Source organism: Pseudomonas sp. JV245A (assembly GCF_032424515.1).
Taxonomy (GTDB): domain Bacteria; phylum Pseudomonadota; class Gammaproteobacteria; order Pseudomonadales; family Pseudomonadaceae; genus Aquipseudomonas; species Aquipseudomonas protegens.
The window spans coordinates 1-463 of the sequence record NZ_VYKE01000539.1 but is presented as its reverse complement, the minus strand read 5'-3'; the positions used below and the strand labels follow the sequence as shown (position 1 = coordinate 463).

At 63.9% G+C, this 463-nt stretch carries 1 protein-coding gene; it reads right to left on the bottom strand.

The window, feature by feature from the left end; genetic code table 11:
* On the bottom strand, window positions 1-440 hold a 440-nt coding region (locus F6S12_RS32910; protein ID WP_315870010.1), incomplete at its 3' end, for an ABC transporter permease subunit.
* Window positions 441-463 lie beyond the last annotated feature (23 nt).

Below are 463 nucleotides of genomic sequence, written 5' to 3'. Positions count from 1 at the left end.
CGCGGCAGGATGATATAGAACAGCGCCTTGGGCCGGGACATGCCCAGGGCCCGCGCGGCTTCGATTTCACCGGGCGGAATGGCCTGGATCGCGCCACGCAGGATCTCGGCGATGTAGGCCGCGGTGTGCAGGGTCATCGTGGCGGTGGCGCACCAGAACGGGTCGCGCAGGTAGGGCCACATGAAGCTGTCGCGCACCGCATCGAACTGCGCCAGGCCGTAATACACCAGGAACAGCTGCACCAGCAGCGGCGTGCCGCGAAAGAAGAAGATGTAGGCGTAGGGCAGGGCGCGCACGTACCAGAGCTTGGACGAACGGGCGATGCCCAAGGGGATGGCCAGCAGCAAACCGAGAATCACGGCGATGCCCACCAACTCGAGGGTCAGCGTCGCGCCCTGGATGAACTTCGGCAGCCATTTGTAGATGACTTCCCATTCCATTACGTCGTCCTCACAAAGCCGCG